At 45.7% G+C, this 15,965-nt stretch carries 17 protein-coding genes; 11 read left to right on the forward strand and 6 right to left on the reverse strand.

What is annotated here, in order from left to right:
• The first annotated feature begins 11 nt into the window (after window positions 1-11).
• Entirely contained in the window at window positions 12-1,445 is a 1,434-nt protein-coding gene (locus gpAD87_RS02200; protein WP_064635918.1) for a glycoside hydrolase family 1 protein, read from the forward strand.
• Window positions 1,446-1,665: 220 nt separating this feature from the next.
• Here the strand turns inward: gpAD87_RS02200 and gpAD87_RS02205 are convergent, their stop codons facing one another.
• The gene (locus tag gpAD87_RS02205; RefSeq protein WP_064635919.1) at window positions 1,666-2,331 is read right to left on the reverse strand and encodes a phosphatase PAP2 family protein; all 666 of its coding nucleotides are present in this window, start codon (window positions 2,329-2,331) and stop codon (window positions 1,666-1,668) included.
• A gap of 140 nt (window positions 2,332-2,471) precedes the next feature.
• Between gpAD87_RS02205 and gpAD87_RS02210 the strand changes: the two genes are divergently transcribed.
• Window positions 2,472-3,032 carry an undecaprenyl-diphosphatase gene (locus gpAD87_RS02210; protein WP_197521352.1) on the forward strand — a complete coding sequence of 187 codons (561 nt, stop codon included), beginning with the start codon at window positions 2,472-2,474 and terminating at the stop codon, window positions 3,030-3,032.
• Window positions 3,033-3,157: 125 nt separating this feature from the next.
• Here the strand turns inward: gpAD87_RS02210 and gpAD87_RS02215 are convergent, their stop codons facing one another.
• Together gpAD87_RS02215 and gpAD87_RS02220 are read right to left on the reverse strand one after the other, a co-directional pair.
• Window positions 3,158-4,567 (reverse strand): HAMP domain-containing sensor histidine kinase, encoded by a 1,410-nt coding sequence (locus tag gpAD87_RS02215; RefSeq protein ID WP_082934970.1) that lies wholly within the window; start codon window positions 4,565-4,567, stop codon window positions 3,158-3,160.
• On the reverse strand, window positions 4,564-5,235 hold the full coding sequence (locus gpAD87_RS02220) for a response regulator transcription factor (protein WP_064635921.1): 672 nt from the start codon (window positions 5,233-5,235) through the stop codon (window positions 4,564-4,566). Before gpAD87_RS02220 ends, gpAD87_RS02215 begins: the two co-directional genes overlap by 4 nt.
• Window positions 5,236-5,418: 183 nt before the next feature.
• On the opposite strand from gpAD87_RS02220, the gene gpAD87_RS02225 reads away from it, so the two are divergent.
• On the forward strand, window positions 5,419-6,312 hold the full coding sequence (locus tag gpAD87_RS02225; RefSeq protein ID WP_064635922.1) for a hypothetical protein: 894 nt from the start codon (window positions 5,419-5,421) through the stop codon (window positions 6,310-6,312).
• Window positions 6,313-6,481: 169 nt separating this feature from the next.
• Window positions 6,482-7,036: a hypothetical protein gene (locus tag gpAD87_RS02230; RefSeq protein ID WP_197521353.1), complete on the forward strand. Its 555-nt coding sequence runs from the start codon at window positions 6,482-6,484 to the stop codon at window positions 7,034-7,036.
• A 134-nt stretch (window positions 7,037-7,170) separates the two neighbouring features.
• Here the strand turns inward: gpAD87_RS02230 and gpAD87_RS02235 are convergent, their stop codons facing one another.
• Together gpAD87_RS02235 and gpAD87_RS02240 are read right to left on the reverse strand one after the other, a co-directional pair.
• Window positions 7,171-7,947 (reverse strand): AraC family transcriptional regulator, encoded by a 777-nt coding sequence (locus gpAD87_RS02235; protein ID WP_064635924.1) that lies wholly within the window; start codon window positions 7,945-7,947, stop codon window positions 7,171-7,173.
• 21 nt (window positions 7,948-7,968) lie between these two features.
• On the reverse strand, window positions 7,969-8,550 hold the full coding sequence (locus gpAD87_RS02240; protein ID WP_064635925.1) for a LysE family translocator: 582 nt from the start codon (window positions 8,548-8,550) through the stop codon (window positions 7,969-7,971).
• Between the two features lie 156 nt (window positions 8,551-8,706).
• On the opposite strand from gpAD87_RS02240, the gene gpAD87_RS02245 reads away from it, so the two are divergent.
• Complete coding sequence (locus gpAD87_RS02245) at window positions 8,707-9,210, forward strand: hypothetical protein (protein ID WP_064635926.1); 504 nt, start codon at window positions 8,707-8,709, stop codon at window positions 9,208-9,210.
• Window positions 9,211-9,401: 191 nt separating this feature from the next.
• Here the strand turns inward: gpAD87_RS02245 and mgtE are convergent, their stop codons facing one another.
• Window positions 9,402-10,772: a magnesium transporter gene (mgtE, locus tag gpAD87_RS02250; RefSeq protein ID WP_064635927.1), complete on the reverse strand. Its 1,371-nt coding sequence runs from the start codon at window positions 10,770-10,772 to the stop codon at window positions 9,402-9,404.
• 366 nt (window positions 10,773-11,138) lie between these two features.
• Here mgtE and gpAD87_RS02255 point away from each other — a divergent pair, with 366 nt between their 5' ends.
• The 6 genes from gpAD87_RS02255 (at window position 11,139) to gpAD87_RS02280 (ending at window position 15,942) form a co-directional block, all read left to right on the forward strand.
• Window positions 11,139-11,843, forward strand: coding sequence for a DNA alkylation repair protein (locus gpAD87_RS02255; RefSeq protein ID WP_064635928.1), 705 nt, complete (start codon window positions 11,139-11,141; stop codon window positions 11,841-11,843).
• 64 nt (window positions 11,844-11,907) lie between these two features.
• A complete protein-coding gene (locus gpAD87_RS02260; RefSeq protein WP_082934971.1) occupies window positions 11,908-12,462 on the forward strand; it encodes a methylated-DNA--[protein]-cysteine S-methyltransferase in 555 nt (184 codons plus the stop codon).
• A 274-nt stretch (window positions 12,463-12,736) separates the two neighbouring features.
• Window positions 12,737-13,507 (forward strand): DUF1361 domain-containing protein, encoded by a 771-nt coding sequence (locus gpAD87_RS02265; protein ID WP_082934972.1) that lies wholly within the window; start codon window positions 12,737-12,739, stop codon window positions 13,505-13,507.
• Between the two features lie 123 nt (window positions 13,508-13,630).
• Entirely contained in the window at window positions 13,631-14,857 is a 1,227-nt protein-coding gene (locus gpAD87_RS02270) for an amidohydrolase family protein (protein WP_064635930.1), read from the forward strand.
• Window positions 14,858-15,037: 180 nt separating this feature from the next.
• A complete protein-coding gene (locus gpAD87_RS02275) occupies window positions 15,038-15,466 on the forward strand; it encodes a GNAT family N-acetyltransferase (protein ID WP_064635931.1) in 429 nt (142 codons plus the stop codon).
• A 65-nt stretch (window positions 15,467-15,531) separates the two neighbouring features.
• Window positions 15,532-15,942 carry a DUF6157 family protein gene (locus tag gpAD87_RS02280; RefSeq protein WP_064635932.1) on the forward strand — a complete coding sequence of 137 codons (411 nt, stop codon included), beginning with the start codon at window positions 15,532-15,534 and terminating at the stop codon, window positions 15,940-15,942.
• Window positions 15,943-15,965: the final 23 nt, after the last annotated feature.

Here is a 15,965-nt window from a genome sequence, read left to right on the forward strand (position 1 = left end):
AGGAATTGATGATGTCGATGAAAGACGGATTTTTCTGGGGTGGCGCAACGGCTGCCAATCAGTTTGAAGGTGGATGGGACAAGGGTGGTAAAGGCCCGAGTACTTCCGATATGATGACAGGTGGAACGCATACGACACCACGGCGGATTACGCCTGTACTGGAAGAGGGCACGTATTATCCAAGCCATGAAGCGGTGGATTTTTATGGTCACTACAAAGAGGATATTGCCCTAATGGCCGAAATGGGCTTCAAAATGTTCCGCATGTCCATTAACTGGTCCAGAATATACCCGAACGGTTATGATCTGGAGCCAAACGAAGAGGGATTGCAGTTCTATGACAACGTCTTTGCCGAGTTGAAAAAGTACAACATTGAACCGCTCGTGACCATTTCTCACTACGAGACCCCATTTGGTCTGACCCAGAAATATAACGGCTGGGCTTCCCGCGAAGTGATTGATTGTTATATCCGATATTGTACAACCCTGTTCAACCGATACAAAGATCAGGTGAAATACTGGCTGACCTTTAATGAGATCAACTGTCTGACGATGCCAATGGGGGCTTATATGGCTGCAGGTATCCTGTTTGAAGGTAAAGAGACTTTGATCGATGGCGTTGATGATCCACAGACCCGCTTCCAGGCGCTTCATCACCAATTTGTTGCAAGTGCAAAAGCGGTTAAGCTGGGACATGAGATTAATCCTGATTTCCAAATCGGCTGTATGGTCGCTTTCATGACAACATATCCGAATACATGCAACCCGGACGATATTTTGCTCGCGCAGAAGAAGGACCAGCTGTCCAACATGATCTGTGGAGATGTACAGGTTCGTGGAGCGTACCCTGGATTTGCCAAACGTTTCTTCGCCGAAGAAGGCATTCAGATCGAGATGCAATCGGAAGATGCACAGACTCTGCGTGAAGGCTGCGTAGACTTCTATTCCTTCAGCTATTACATGTCCTTGGTCGAGAGTGCGGATGAGTCGTTGGATAGAGCAGAGGGAAATCTGCTGGGCGGCATCAAAAATCCGTATCTCGAAGCTTCCGACTGGGGCTGGCAGATCGATCCGAAAGGATTGCGTTACACCCTGAACCACCTGTATGATCGTTACCAAATTCCATTGATGGTTGTGGAGAACGGGCTGGGTGCAGTGGATGTAGTGGAGGAAGATGGCTCTATTCAAGATGACTATCGGATTGATTATTTGAGAGGTCACATTGAACAAATGAAAGAAGCCGTTGCCGACGGTGTGGAGCTTATCGCTTACACGATGTGGGGATGTATCGACTTGGTCAGTGCATCCACGGGTGAGATGAAGAAGCGTTATGGCTTCATTCATGTGAACAAGGACAATGATGGCAAAGGTGATTTGAGCAGAACACCGAAGAAGAGCTTCCACTGGTACAAAAAAGTCATTGAATCCAATGGCGAGGAGCTCTAGGTTTGCACTATAAAACGGCTTCATAATGACGTTAAAGAACCTCACCGGAGCAGGAGCACCCATGAGGTTCTTTAACGTATTCTGCGATGACTCCGGCAGGACACGCAGGCTTATTCGTACGGCTGGTCATCGTGATGCGTAGCACTCATTAAACCGCGCGCCAGGAGATGCACGCGATGTGAAGTTGTGCAGCCGCATTCTAGTACAGCTTCCAGCGTGTTCAACTCAGAGGATTAGACTGTAGCAGGGAGATTCGTTCCAGATAGCGCTGGTAGAACCATATGCATGTAGCAAGCCAGCATCCGCTTAAAAAGTAACCTCCGACTACATCACTGGGATAATGCACGCCCAGATAGATGCGGCTCATGCCAATGGTAAGGATGAAGGCTGCGCTCACAATGATCATCGCTATTCGTCCGGCTGTTGTAGGTACATGCTTCCAGATCAGGAAGCCCAGTCCGCCGTACAGGCTGAACGCTGCCATGGAGTGTCCGCTGGGGAAGCTGTACCCGGTCGCTTCAATAATCCGGTGAATGGTGGGTCGCGCACGCTGAAACACGAGCTTCAGCAGAGTGTTCAGTATTGCAGAGCCTGCGATGACACAGCCCAAAAACAGAAGCTCCCGTCGGTGCCCTAAAAAGACATACAAAGCGATCATCGAAATGAGGGTAATCGCGACGACGGGTAAGCCGCTGCCAATCCAGGTGAACAGCTCCATCCACCGGGTCATGCCCGGGGATTCCATACCCTGAATCCACGTCATCAGGGTATCGTCAAATCGGTGGATCTGATTATCGCTGATGGACAGGGCAATGATTGCAAATACAGCAAGGCTTAGTGCTGCGGCGAGCAACGGGATGGAAATATTCTTTTTCAAATTTTGCATCAATGGTTATGTTCCTCCAGGGTGTCTGTTTTCTTATCGTTTTCTAATTTCCCCTTAAAGCTGCTCCCAGAAAAGTGGGCTATGATTAAATGCAGGTTCATTAAATTGGGAAAAGGGGATTACTTATGTCTTTTATACGATTGGATTACCAGCTTTTTCATTGGATTAACCAGCAGGCGGTGCAGCTCTCATATCTGAATGGCATCATGATATTTTTTGCGAAATATGCCCTTTTTATGTTTCCTGTGGGAATGATTGTGTACTGGACATCGAAGAGTCAAAAAAACCGCATGATTGTGCTGCAAGCCATTTTGGCAGCATGTGCGGGGACCGCCGTCAGCTTTGTTACAGGTCACTTGCTGCACAGAGACCGGCCATTTGTGACCCATTCGGTGATTCAATTAATCAGCCACAGCGCTGATGCTTCCTTTCCAAGTGATCATGCGACGGTTGCCTTTGCATGTGCCACTGCATTTTGGCTGGGTCACGTCAGGTATCGGTGGGGGTGGGTTCTTATCGCCACTTTCATTGCAATTGCTCGCGTATGGTCTGGTGTACACTATCCCTCGGATGTAGCTGCCGGCGCGCTCATTGGTGTGGCAAGCGCCTGGGGAATCGGGCGGATTTTCATCCGTATGAAACTTTTAGCCCTGTTCATCCCTCATAAAGCGAGAACACTCCAATCAGAAAACCGCAAATGAGCGGCTGTTCACCCGAAGCTGCGAATCAGCTGTTCCGCCGGACGTAAGGAGGCTACACTATAGTGGTGAAAAAGAGGGCTGTTGTGTAGCCCTCCTTATTCATGTCCGGTGTTGGTTTCCGACATTCAGGATGCAGATGCGGGAAGCAGGACAGTTACGGTCGTTCCTTCATTTACATGGCTATCGATGAATATCTGCCCGTTGTATCGTTTGACGAGGCGTTCCGCAATGGCGAGTCCCAAGCCGGTCCCCCCTTGTTCGCGACTGCGGGCTTTATCAACACGGTAGAAACGGTCAAAAACATACGGCAAATCCTCTGCCGGAATGCCCATGCCTTTATCGGCAACCTGAATACATACATCGTTGTCACGTCGCATTCCGTGGACCCGAATCTCTTTGGTTATCGGTGAATATTTAACGGCATTATCAACCAAAATCCGCAGGATCTGCTCCAGATGTTGAGGAAGCATCTTCACTTCAATATCGGATAGATACTCCAGATCAATGTCAAAGGCAGTATCCGGGTGCAGCTGCACAACGTTGGTGAGCGCATGCTGTACCGTCTGGCGAAGATCGACCGCAGCTTCCACTACAATGTTCCCAGACTCGGCTTGGCTAAGTAATAACAGTTCATTCAATATGGTTTTTAACCGTTTAAGCTCCTGAGCGGAAACATCCAGGGATTCATTCAAAATGTCCGGGTCATGCTTGCCCCAACGGTTCAACAGGGAAATATGTCCTTCAATAATGGCTACGGGTGTACGCAACTCGTGCGAGGCATCTTCCACAAACTGCTTTTGTTGCTGAAACGAAAGCTCCAGCTCATCCATCAAGCGGTTGAACATTCGGGCGAGGTTGGTCAACTCATCATGCTGATCTGGCACATCCACCCGTTCATGAAGTCCCTTCTGCTGAATCTGGATCATCGTTGCATTCATGGTCGTAATAGGCTTGACGAACTGGCGTGAAAGGACAATCGCACCCAGAATGCTTAAACCCACAGCAGCAATCCCCCCACCAAACATGACCAGCAGCAGTATATCGCTTAGTTTATCCGTATTTTCCAGGTTGGTCACCATTTCAATCGTCCCGCTGAAATTTGTGGTTATGAGTGGTGACCTCATAATGAGCAGGTGATCTTCGTAGTGCCATGCATTGATCAGAATGCGTTTTTGCACCGTCTGCGGCTCGACCCACTGTTCAGGAAGACGGTTGGATACTTCAAGAAGCACAGTTCCTTCCTGATCCAGAATGCGGATCATCTGATTCTCCTGATTGAACTTGGTCATAGAAGAACGGTTGTCTGCAATTTGCGCTGAGGACACTTCTTTCTCTTGAAGGTAACTTTCCATCTCATTCATGCTTTTCTCCATATTTTGCTGTTCCTGATCAATGAGCCATTCGTCAATTACAAAGTATTGAACGATGTTATACACAATAAACAGCGTGCCCAGCAATAGTGAAATCCAGATCGTCAATTTCCAGCGGATAGACCAATGGGAGCGGGGAAGATATGTTCGAATCCAGCGTATCATTTCTGAATCCCGTAACCTAAGCCTCGTATCGTCTGCACAAAGCTGGGAGAGCCCGAAACATCGATTTTACTGCGCAAATAACTGATGTAGACATCAACCACGTTAGTCTCCACGTCAGCATCGTATCCCCATACCATATCCAGCAGCATCTCCCGGGTCATGACACGACCCATATTTTGCATGAGGATCACCAGCAGGTCAAATTCGCGCCGGGTTAATTCAACAACCTCTCCGTCTTTCTTGAAAATGCGCGCCTCCAGGTCCAGATGCAATCCATGATGAATCAGTACGGAATGTTCGCTGCCGGTGTTGGAACGGCGAAATAAGGATCTCATCCGTGCAAGCAGCTCTTCAATGGCAAAAGGCTTCGGAATATAATCATCGGCTCCGCTGTCGAGTCCCATGACGCGATCCATTACACCATCACGAGCCGTAATCATAATAATGGGTGTTTGTTTGATGTTGCGTATTCTCCTGCACACCTCTACGCCGTTAAGGCCGGGCAGCATTAGATCGAGCAGGATCAGATCCCACTCCTTTTCGAGTGCCAATTCAAGTCCGTGTCTTCCATCGTAGGCTACGCTGACCGTGTAGGCTTCATGCTGCAATTCCAGTTCTATAAAGCGAGCCAGGTTTTTCTCATCTTCAATCAGCAATATATTTCTCATCAGAATCGGTCCATTCCTTAAATTTGGAAGCAGTAGATCGAGCTTACAGGTTAAGCTTACCAAGTCTAGTCTACAACATTCAAATTGGAAAAGAATAAAAAAAGTAATGCGGTTTTCTTATCAAATTTTAATGCAGAAGGTCTAGACTGGGCTTAACCCCAGTATGAGAGAGAAGTGATCATAATGAGTCAGCCGAATCGGGTTCAATCCATTGGTTCAAGAACACCCGCCAATAGTGCAAGGACACCCTTCACAACGCCTAATGACAAGATCAAACCTGAACCAGCCAAGAGCACATCCAAAACTTCAACGAAGAAAAAATCATCCGGGATGGGGTGGCTTGTTGCCCTGATCTGCATTGGCGCTACCGGAGCAGCGGCATTTTTCCTGGTTCCGTCTGTCAAGGACACCGTATTGCATGCCGTAGAGAATGCAGTAGGAGTTCGTGCCACACCGCCTGCTGTATCTGCCAATCCAGTCGGTCAAGCTCAGACAGCACCATCCGGAGCTTCGTCGCAAGCACAGCAATCGGTTCAATCACAGGCCACAGCTTCCACAACGTCGACGGTGCCAGCTGTACTTTCAACGGATCATATTGCCGCAGCCAAGGACATTGCCAGGACTTACGCCGATATGCCTCCAAGCAAGGCTGCTGTTGCACTTGTACAATTGACCGATCTGGAGATTGTGTACGCAATGACCGAGATGTCCACAGAACAGAGAGCGCAAATCTGGAGTAAAATGGACCCGGAACGGGTTGGCATCCTTTCGGTGCAAATGAAGCCTCGCTCCGTGGTTACGGATCGTGAGCTTGCGCTCATTCAGCGTAAAATTAATAAGCAAAACAGCGACATAGCCAGTCAATCAGCCAAGGAACTGGTACATACCTTATCGAAAATGTCATCCCCAAGTGCAGCCAAGCTGATTCAAAAATTGTTCCAGACCGATTCCGCCCAAACGATAGATATTCTGAAGAAGATGGATGCGAATACCCGAGCGAGTATTTTAACAGTGATGTCCGGTGATTCGGTTATGATGGATACAGCAAAACAGATTTCTCAGTCTTTTCTGAAATAATGATAAAGACATTGAATCAAAAACCAAGCGATAGCTCGAAAAAAAATCCCCATAAAGGGGGTTTTTTAGTGTGTTATAATATTCCATAATTATGAAGTGTAAAGAAATTACCCGATGGCATAGCGAGTGATGTTCAATACGGGAAGGGGAAAAAGAAATGAAGTGTGCAATGATCGTAACGTTAGCTCTGTTGTTCATTACAGCTGGATTTCTGCTGGTACCGGAAGGTCGAGCGTATGCTTGCAGCTGTGTAGAATCGAATGCCCAAGAGAAACTGAAGACGTCCACATCGGTTTTTACAGGTAAAGTGGTGAAAAGGGGTGGGATGCAAATATTCAGCCCTGACCGATTGAGAGCATATACCTTTGAAGTGGATACCGCATGGAAGGGTGTTTCTTCTAAACGAATGACTGTCATGGGTAATGATGCCGGTTCGGAATCTTGTGGGATTCAATTGGAGAAGAACCAATCCTATCTGATCTTTGCTTATCAGAATAAAATGGACGATAAGTTGCATACGAATCTTTGCAGTGGCAATGTTTCCATTGATCAAGCTGGAGACGCGTTAAAGCTGCTGGGAGCAGGAAAAGTAGTGAGTCAGGATGATTTTGAAAAAACCGATCAAGGACGAAGTTGGTCATTCTATCTCATCATATATGGTGGGGTTATTCTATTGCTTGTATTGGTGAGTGGCTGGATCTGGAGAAGGAAGAAGCGCGCCTGATGTTAGGATCTGAATTAAGGGAGAATGGCAGTACGGCAACGGAAGAGAAAAGAAAATCCCCGTGTGGAACGTTGAGGTAAACGCGTTCCATGCGGGGATTTTATACAGTTTGTCGGATAATCGTACCGATTCAATTAGTTTAACTGCAGCATATATTCATAAGCCGTGATACCGAATACTCGTTTAAAGTGTCTGTTCAGATGAGTCAGGTCGACAAAACCACATTCGGCTACGGCGGAGTAAACATCCTTATGCATTTCAATGGACTGTCTGGCACGCTCCACCTTGCAATTCAGAAAGAACTGGTAAGGGGAAATGCCAGCATGGGACTTGAACTCGCGGATAAATTGAAACTTGGACATGTTGAATTCCGCACAAAGGTCGTCCAGCTTCAGCACATCTTCAATACTGCAAAACATCATTTCTTTCGCTTTTCGCACCAGATTGTCCTGAGGCCGCCACAACTTGGTGTCCATTTCCGACTGGGAAAGTAATTGCAACAGGCCCAAGAGCAGTTCACTGCATTTTGCTTCATCCTGTCCTTTTTGAACAGCATCATTCAGCATCAGGATGCTTCGTGCAAGCACAGGGTCATAGACGATAGGGCTATTAAAACGCAATTCCTTTTTCCCTAGAACCTCTTCGACTAAATCCGGCTTCAGATACAGCATGACATAGTCTATGCCGGCTTTGTCATAGGAACTTCCATCGTGGGACTGTTCCCGATTGAATAACATCACGCCGTTTTTGTGGGAGGCCTGATAATGTCCGTCCAGATGGTATTGCTGAATACCACGAAGCGTGACTCCTACTGCATATTCCTCGTGGCAATGTTTCTTATAGGTGAAATCCGTAAAGCTGGCGGATAAAGCCAGTACGTCCTGTGATTTCTTATAGTTAAACAATTCCATGCTGCACACACCTCCCGCGCGTTAGATGATTCCCGATACCATAATGGCTGAGTATAACAAAAAAAGGGCCATTAGGATACTCACTGCTTTTTGATGACGATTGAGTAAGGTTTTGAAGACGGAGCCAAACACGGCCCAACTGGAATAGGCCAGGAAGCCGATGATGGTAATAATGATCACGAACAGAAACGTTGACATGGTGCTATCGTAGTACGGCAGAACATAACTAGGAATAACTGTGAACGTGAACAGAACCACTTTTGGATTCACAAACTGCATGATTAAACCGTTTAGAAACCCCGTAACTTGCCTCGATCCCGTCTCGGTGGAACCCATTTTATAGACTTGATAAGCCAGATATATCATATAAACACTACCCACGATCTGCATCACTTGGAGGATACCAGGCAATACCTCAGCAAGTACATGATTGAGAAGAGCAGAAGCAGCAAGTAATAAGCCAAATGCAACTGTGGCACCCCACACATACTCCATCGTTTTCCGGGGACCAACCTGTCCGACGGAAGTGAGAATCACAATATTGCTGGGGCCAGGTGTGAAGGTAACGACAATGCAATAGATGAAAAAAGATGTAAGATTCATAGGGCCTCCCCGAGTTGTAGTTACATGATCATACTCCGGGGAGGCATTGGCTTATAGTACATTATTGCAGCAGAATGCACATGGGCGAAAAAAATCATAACTTTCCAGCTAATAGAAACGTCATAGAAGTAACTACTCTGATATCGAGGTGAGTGAATGAAAGCTGTAAGTAAATTGCTGTTCCTATGTATGATACCTCTTTTATTGTCTGCCTGCTTAAAAAATGGGGAAGGTAACCAACCGATCAATAATTTGGATCTAAGTCCTCCAGTTGAAATTTCATTTGAAGAGGCGGAAGCTAGGACCCCGTTTGAAATCAAACAACCGTCAGTTCCTTTCCAAGTTACTCAAAAATCAGCAAGGATATTAGATACCAATGGTACATTTGAAGCAGTAGAAATCACGTATGCCAATACCGACGAAGGATTGAACCTGATCACTATGATTACAAACTCAAAGGTGGATACGCCTCCGAATGGGAAGAAAGGTCAAAAATTATCTAATGGTTCGCAAACGTGGGACCAAGGAGACGGACATGTAAGTGCCATCTATTGGAGAAACGAGGGTTTAACTTACTCTCTTATTTCAGGAAAAAATAACAATCTTGAACCGTTATACGATTATCAAAAATTAGTCGAAATAGCAAATACATTAAAATGATATTGGTAGGCTAAATCGTTACGGTAACGGGGCACGATAGTTTAATTAACTACCTTTTCGCATAAGGCAGTTCTCTTTTAGATTGAAAATAACACCAAAAGACCCAACTTCTCTATATGTACAGAGGAGATTGAGTCTTTTTGTTACTGTATTAAAGCACCTGTTCAATGAATAAAGACTGCAAGGCTAATTTACATTAAGGCATCCAGAAAACGAGTTGCGATGCCGAAATAGATAAACAACGACAATATATCATTCAGCGTTGTGATTAATGGGCCGGAGGCGACCGCAGGGTCTACTTTGAAACGACTGAGCAGAAGAGGAATGCAAGTGCCGGTCAGTGTTCCAATAACCAGGGTGAAGAATAGTGATACTCCAATAATCGCTCCGAGCAGCCAGTCACCTTGCCAGAAATAGGCGATGACCGTGATCAGCAAACCGCATACAAGTCCAATCATGGTGCCTACTTTAATCTCTCGGCCAATAAGCGCGAGCACTGTGGCCTTGTCCAGCTTACGTCCAATCAAGCCACGTACAACCACTGCAAGGGATTGTGTACCCGTATTCCCCGTCATACCGGCTATCATGGGCATGAAAAACGCCAGCGCCACAACCTGATTCAGCGTGTCCTCGAAAAAATCCACGATACTGCCCGAGATCAGTCCGATAAATAACAATAAAATCAGCCAAGGAAGGCGACGTCTGACGGCAACTAACGGTTTGGTATCAAAATCAATGTCTTTACTGCCGCCACCCATCTTGGCGATGTCTTCACTGGCTTCGTCCATAATAATATCAATGACATCATCCATTTGGATTACGCCGCATAATCTGCGGTTCTCATCCACGACAGGCAGAGCCATAAACTCATACCGCTGCAACAGCTGTGCAGCTTCTTCCTGGTCCATATCGACTGTTGCATGGATGACACGCCGAGTCATCAGCTCTTCCACTTTGGTGTTGTCATCTGCCTGAGCAAGGGATTGATAACTCACAACTCCAACCAGTTTGCCTTCATCATCGGTGACATACAAATAACTGGTCGCAGGAATGTGCAGCGTAGCCTGCGATTCTCTCAGTGCTTCCTTTGCGGTTTCATGCGATAACAGGGTACGGTAACGATCGGTCATGATTCGTCCCGCCGTCTCCGGTGGATAGTTCAGCACGGAGCGGATAATGGCTGAATGGTCGAGATTCATATTGGATAGCAGTTCTTCTCTGCGTTGGAGGGGCAGATCATGCATGAAGCGAATCAGATCACTTTTGTCCATTTGCTGCATGACTTCAAGAGTGCGCTCCGGGCCTAACTGTTCGAATAGATGCACCTGCTCGTGAAGCGTGAGCGCTTCTGCCATGTCGGCGAGAACGTCCGGTTTGAATAAGAGCAAGAAGCGTTTCGTCTCTTGTTCAGGGAACTTTTTATATACGAGAGAAAGGTCATAGGGATGAAGTTCTTTGGCCCATTTATAAAATTCGGTCAAGTTTTGGGTTTGCACGAATTGCACAAGGAGCTCCGTAATCTCTTCAACCGAAAAATCTTTTTTGGGATGGGATCGATTCATATGTAGTCTCCTTTCTAGATGGGTTCAACAAATGAATATTTACACTGCCACTTCGATGACAGAACAACCTTCCGATCGCTGTTATCCCCAGATTTTTTTGATTCCTTTTAAAAAGGGAAAATCCGGGGATAAAGGCGAACGCTACGCTTCTTCAGGTTATTTCTGTCCTCTCCGTTATTGTGTAAATGTTTGGTTGAACATATTTCAAATGGATTCAACTCCGTATTCTTAAACGAAATGGAATGGAAGTTAAACAGTGACCACGGGAAATGGATATTGTAATCTTGCTAAAACATTCGATATAGGCTTACAAATGGATGCTGCCAGGATATACTTGTTGTAGAAAACCCGATGAGGAGGAGACATGTGGAATCGGTTGTAAGAACACAATTGTTATCTCTGGTCGAACCGGAATATCAGAAATTCTCGGCTGCGCTCATTCCGAATATCACGAATCTGTTAGGTGTGAGACTGCCTGAAATACGCAAGATGGCGAAACAAATCGTCAAAGAGGACTGGCGTGCCTATCTGAAAAACGCTGATGATGATTATTTTGAAGAAGTGATGCTGCAAGCGATGGTCATCGGTCATGCCCAAGCAGATATGGAGGAACTTCTGCAACATATTGCCTGGTTTGTTCCCAAAATAGATAACTGGTCTGTATGCGACAGCTTCTGCGGTGGTTTGAAATATACAAAGGCACATCTGGATCAGGTGTGGCAGTTCTTGCAGCCCTATCTGGTATCCAACCAGGAGTATGACATTCGTTTCGGGGTTGTGATGCTGTTGAACTTTTATATGGAAGAAAAATATATCAGCAGAGTGCTTGCTTCATTAGATACCATTCATCACGAAGGTTACTATGTGAAAATGGCAGTGGCCTGGGCGATTTCCATCGCTTATGTGAAACAGCCTGAAGCGACGCTGCGTTATTTGCAGGACAATACCTTGGACGACTTTACGTATAATAAGGCTCTTCAGAAAATAACGGAGTCCTATCGTGTTGATCCCGAGACAAAGCAGATCATCCGCAGCATGAAACGAAAAGTAAAAAAAACGGTTCGTGTGTAGTATGTGTGCATAACGAGAAAAGAAACCAGATATAAAACCTACGTGGGGAAAGGACGATAGACGTATGAGAAAGAGCATCATGTGGACCAAAATGGAACTGGACGGTCGTCCGTGGGTATTGCTTGCCACCGAAAAAGGGTTATGCCGGGTCATCATGCCCAATGAAACGCTGGAAGATTGGAGTAGTTGGATTGGCCTAATTGCTCCTGGAGTGGATCTCGAAGAGAATGAAGCAGCGTTGAAGCAGACGGGCATGATGGATTGGTTGGAATCCTATTTTGCCGGAGACAAGGTGGCTTTCACAGACGAAATTCCACTCGATTTGATCGGAACGGCATTCCAACAGCAGGTATGGGCGGAGTTGGGGAATGTTCCTTATGGTGAGACAAGAACCTATGGCGACATTGCTGCTGCGGTGGGAAGACCTTCAGCGGTGCGAGCTGTTGGGGCAGCCAATGGAGCCAACCCCATTCCGGTACTGCTGCCGTGTCATCGCATTATCGGTGCCAACCGCAAGCTGACCGGTTTTCGCGGAGGACTGGAGATGAAGCGAAGACTGCTGGATATTGAACAGATCGAAGGCGTGACGGATGGCGGGCATGCGCGTTTTAATTTCTAATTATCATATTTTCATATAAAAAAGAAGCAGTGAACTATTAGCTAAGTACTTAGCTTGGTTCTAAATATGTACAGGCACTTCCCTAGTGCCTGTTTTTTTTTGCATTCTCTAATGTTAGAAGAATGGAAGATGAACGGAAATATTGCGAAAGTAAAGTTTTTGTCTTCTTTCTGGGTTCACGCCGCTATTTTCGCATATACCACATTTTGGGTTATGATGGACGTGTATTGACTAGGAAGGCGGAGTCACAGTTCGTTTATGAAATCGATGATTAATGATCAATGATCAGGTGATCGGGACTGCTTACGCATACCACCAAGGAAAGGGAAATCGAAGCGAAGAAATGAACAATAATAAAAATACAATTTATTTAAAAATGAGTATTGTGTTGATCGTTGCTACCATAGGTTGTCTACTTGTTGTTCACTTCTTGCGTACCAAAACAAACACGAACATGTATCAATTTTTAACGTGGGACATTTTTTTGGCATGGGTTCCATTCATCATTTCATCAACGATTAGTTACGTAAGCAATAGGAAACTTACAAGAACGAGCATCGCACTAGTCGGGGTGATGTGTGCATGCTGGCTGTTCTTTCTACCGAATTCGGCATATCTTTTCACAGAAATTTTGCATGCATTCAGATACTTTGATCCTCAAGGGGAAACTAAATTCTGGGTTAATATTGATTTTTGGTATAGCCTTACCCTAGCGTTTGTCGTAGCCATACTGGGTTTACTTCTGTCCATTTGCTCCATACATCAAGTCCACAAATTGTTAAATAAACGATTAAACCAACTTAGTAGCATGGTAATTGTAGGCGTTATTTTACTTCTGAGCAGTTTAGGGGTATACATCGGGAGATTTAATCGGTGGAATAGTTGGGATGTCCTGAAGCAGCCTGACCTCATTTTGAAGGATATCATGACTGATTTAAGTGCGGGCAACAGCATTCTGGTTGAATTTGTGGCTATGATATTTGTGATTCAAGTTTTGGGATATATTACACTTCGTATACTAATGGGGAAGTCCAATAATATCTAGACGATAATCGTATGGAACACCAACGTTTTAACTATTTTTGCTGAATGAGGTCCTATGGTACCATTGACCACAGATGAATCGGTACTCGATGCTCGATAGACCGAGTGGAAAGAGGGAGTGACTATGTTGAAGCAGGAATACTGGTTAACCAACGTATCATTGGAGCAAAGTTATGTAATGGAAGACGGGCAGGTAACTGGCACCCGGACGAGCCTTGGTCATCTGCGGATTGAAGATGGAGTCATTGCAGCCATCGTGGATGGGGATACGGAATTAACAAGCGAGTTGCCAAAGGTTGATGGTAAAGGACTGCTGCTGCTGCCTTCGTTCGAGGAAGCCCATATTCATTTGGATAAAACGTATTATGATGCACCATGGAAAGCGGTTCGACGCATCTCCAGCATTTTCGAACGTATCGAAGAAGAGAAAGTGTTGCTGCCCAAGCTATTACCCGATGCAAAGCGTCAGGCGGAGAGCATTCTGAGCCTGATTCAGGGATATGGTTCCACCCATGTGCGCAGTCATTGCAATATTGAACCGGTCAGTGGGTTGAAACGGCTGGAAGCTACAAAGCAGGCATTGGAGTCATTTTCGGGCAAAATATCCTCTGAAATCGTCGCTTTCCCGCAGCATGGACTTCTCCGCTCTAATTCGGTTGAACTCATGCGTCAAGCCATGGCGGAAGGGGCTACTCATGTAGGTGGACTTGATCCTCACACTGTGGACGAGCATATTGAGAAATCGCTAAATGTAATGGTCGAACTGGCTGTCCAGTTTCAGGCAGGCATCGATATTCATTTGCATGATTCTGGAGAACCGGGTAAACAAACGTTGCTACAATTGGCTGACCTGACCGAAGAAGCAGGACTTCAGGGTAAAGTTACCGTAAGTCATGCGTTCTGGTTCTCTCGTGCGGAGCAGCAAGAAGCGGAAGATATGGCCAAGCGAATGGCTTCCCTTGGTATGAACGTTGCTTCGACCGTGCCTATCGGTAAAATGATGATGCCCCTTCCGATGCTCCATAAATATGGGGTGAACGTGAAGCTGGCGACAGACAGTCTGACGGATCATTGGTCACCGTTTGGCAATGGAGATCAACTGGAGAAAGCCGGCCGTTTCGCCGAACTGTACGGGTATAACGATGAACGCTCCTTGGCTCAGTCTCTTGCATTTGTCACAAGTGGTATCACTCCACTGGATTCAGAGGGCCAACAGGTATGGCCGAAGGTAGGGGATACAGCTAGTTTTGTACTGGTAGAAGCCAGCTGCTCGGCAGAGGCGGTTGCCAGAAGGTCTGCGCGACAAGCGGTATGGTTTGAAGGAAGACTGGTAAGTGGATCAGTAGAATAGAGCATACTCGAATGGATGGACCACGGGAAACCGTGGTTTTTTTGTTCTGGATCTGTAAGGAAAGAACTGCTAATCAGCAGGTGGAAAAAGAGGAAGTTACTGTTCGCATATACCGATTTTTGGGTTATTATGGACGTAGTTATCATTTAATTTACTATTTATGTTGAGGAGTGGAACCTGATGATCAGAGAGGCCGAAGCAAGGGATGTCGAGGTTATTGAAAGGTTGTACAAAGAATTATTACCGAACAACCTGAATACGAAGGTACTGGCAGAGCGGATAGAAGAAGTAAGGGATAATCCCAACAGTTTCTTATTTGTTTACGAAGTCGGTGATCAGGTTATTGGGACTGCGCATTTACATATTTGTCTGGATGCTTTGGTGGAAAATAGACCGTTTGGCGTGGTTGAGCGGGTTATCATTACGGAACATGTGCAGAGCAAGGGATATGGATCTGAACTTATGAAGTATATAGAGAATGTATGCATACAGAAAAATTGTATAAAGGTGTTTCTCACCAGCGGTTCATCCAGGTACGAGGCACACGGCTTCTACACGAAGTTAGGGTACGATGGGGAATCCAGCAAGGCTTTTAAGAAATATTTATAAAACAGCTCAAGCTTGATCGTATATTCGTATCCTTTAATTTTCTGAATTGATGGGAGGATATATAGATGAAAGACATGACCTATTATGAAACTTTCATTGCAGCAGCAGAAGATTGTCCTGTTAAAGTGGCAGAGATCCCCAAAGCCAAAAACGGCGGCAAAACCGTTCCAGTTTTACAATATGAAATGATAACAAACTACTCTTATCAATATACGCAAGAGGATGTCATGTTTGAAGTGTTCGCGCAGCGCAATCATATACCCGACGAACAAAGATCCATAGAGAGAACCAAGTTTTTCTCTAAGGGACAACCCTGTCTTCGTACTTCTTCGTTGGGTAAACGTTACGGTTGGGGTATTCATCATAATTCACAAGGAAAAGTGGCGATCTACGCCGTTGAATCCGAAGTCTATAAAGAGTTCTTAAACAATAGTAGTTTAAAACATGTAAAGGTGATGCGTTCGAGCCGTCAATAGCTCTATCCATTGGAGCACCAATG

Source organism: Paenibacillus sp. AD87 (assembly GCF_001659845.1).
Classification (GTDB): Bacteria; Bacillota; Bacilli; order Paenibacillales; family Paenibacillaceae; genus Paenibacillus; species Paenibacillus marchantiae.

Excerpts from the sequence above, each read along its gene's own strand:
- gpAD87_RS02200 (WP_064635918.1), top strand. The coding sequence starts at position 12 with ATGTCGATGAAAGACGGATTTTTCTGGGGTGGCGCAACGGCTGCCAAT.
- gpAD87_RS02205 (WP_064635919.1), bottom strand. The coding sequence starts at position 2,331 with ATGCAAAATTTGAAAAAGAATATTTCCATCCCGTTGCTCGCCGCAGCA.
- gpAD87_RS02215 (WP_082934970.1), bottom strand. The coding sequence starts at position 4,567 with ATGATACGCTGGATTCGAACATATCTTCCCCGCTCCCATTGGTCTATC.
- gpAD87_RS02220 (WP_064635921.1), bottom strand. The coding sequence starts at position 5,235 with ATGAGAAATATATTGCTGATTGAAGATGAGAAAAACCTGGCTCGCTTT.
- gpAD87_RS02225 (WP_064635922.1), top strand. The coding sequence starts at position 5,419 with ATGAGTCAGCCGAATCGGGTTCAATCCATTGGTTCAAGAACACCCGCC.
- gpAD87_RS02230 (WP_197521353.1), top strand. The coding sequence starts at position 6,482 with ATGATCGTAACGTTAGCTCTGTTGTTCATTACAGCTGGATTTCTGCTG.
- gpAD87_RS02235 (WP_064635924.1), bottom strand. The coding sequence starts at position 7,947 with ATGGAATTGTTTAACTATAAGAAATCACAGGACGTACTGGCTTTATCC.
- gpAD87_RS02240 (WP_064635925.1), bottom strand. The coding sequence starts at position 8,550 with ATGAATCTTACATCTTTTTTCATCTATTGCATTGTCGTTACCTTCACA.
- gpAD87_RS02245 (WP_064635926.1), top strand. The coding sequence starts at position 8,707 with ATGAAAGCTGTAAGTAAATTGCTGTTCCTATGTATGATACCTCTTTTA.
- mgtE (WP_064635927.1), bottom strand. The coding sequence starts at position 10,772 with ATGAATCGATCCCATCCCAAAAAAGATTTTTCGGTTGAAGAGATTACG.
- gpAD87_RS02260 (WP_082934971.1), top strand. The coding sequence starts at position 11,908 with ATGAGAAAGAGCATCATGTGGACCAAAATGGAACTGGACGGTCGTCCG.
- gpAD87_RS02265 (WP_082934972.1), top strand. The coding sequence starts at position 12,737 with ATGATCAATGATCAGGTGATCGGGACTGCTTACGCATACCACCAAGGA.
- gpAD87_RS02270 (WP_064635930.1), top strand. The coding sequence starts at position 13,631 with ATGTTGAAGCAGGAATACTGGTTAACCAACGTATCATTGGAGCAAAGT.
- gpAD87_RS02275 (WP_064635931.1), top strand. The coding sequence starts at position 15,038 with ATGATCAGAGAGGCCGAAGCAAGGGATGTCGAGGTTATTGAAAGGTTG.
- gpAD87_RS02280 (WP_064635932.1), top strand. The coding sequence starts at position 15,532 with ATGAAAGACATGACCTATTATGAAACTTTCATTGCAGCAGCAGAAGAT.